1 protein-coding gene is annotated in these 930 nt (G+C 63.7%); it reads right to left on the minus strand.

The features are described 5' to 3' along the window. The coding region (locus IM273_RS20435) for an IS481 family transposase (protein ID WP_193055585.1) at positions 1-930 on the minus strand (930 nt) is incomplete at both ends.

Here is a 930-nt window from a genome sequence, read left to right on the forward strand (position 1 = left end):
CATCTTTCCGCTGACATCCACTTTCCTGACCTTCACCCCTTCATCGTATTCAGGTGGCGTTACGCTGCCGCTGTACTGCCGGGCAGACGGCTGATAACGCGAGGCCGGTACCGCCATATCCAGCGCCTCGTGCGGGCGTTCAAGGTTGTACACCGTGCGCCAGTGATCGAAAGCGCGCTGCAGCTCTCCGCTGTCCGCGAACCATTTTCCCTGCAGCACTTCCGCCTTCAGGCTGCGGTGAAAACGCTCCAGCTTGCCCTGCGTCTGCGGATGATAAGGCCGGGAGTGCCCCACCCGGATACCGTGGCGCATCAGCCACAGCTCCAGCGCCGTCCAGGTGCCGGTGGTGTCGCCCCACGGTGAGCCGTTGTCCATCGTCATCCTGTCCGGCAGGCCGTAGCGTTCAAACGCGCTGACCAGCTGCTGCTGCACGGTCTCGCGCCGTTCATCGGTACAGTGCGCCAGGCACAGGGAAAAACGGGAGTGGTCGTCCAGCAGGGTGAGCGGATGGCAGCGGCCACCGCCAAAGGGAAAGTGGCCCTTAAAATCCATCTGCCAGAGCCGGTTCGGCGCGTCATGTTCGAAGCGTCCCGTAGCCGGAACGCCCGGTGATGCGCCCGGCAGCAGACCGTGACGGGCCATCAGATTATGGACGGTGCTGAAGGCGGGCATACGGTGCCCCTGGTCTTCAAGCCAGCGCTTAATCTTGCGGGCGCCCCAGCGTTGATGACGGTCATGCGCCATGCGCAGCAGGGCCGTGATGTCGTCAGATGAGCGGTTCGGGGAATGATGAGGTGCGCGGGAGCGGTCCTGAAGACCGGAGGCACCTTCCTCAGCCCAGCGCTGAAGCCACTTGTAGCCGGTGGCAGGAGAAATGCCGAACTGACGGCAGAGGAAACGGATGTTCGCCCCGTCCTGCGAGGCGAACAG

Source organism: Enterobacter cloacae complex sp. P13B, assembly GCF_014895915.1.
GTDB lineage: Bacteria > Pseudomonadota > Gammaproteobacteria > Enterobacterales > Enterobacteriaceae > Enterobacter > Enterobacter bugandensis.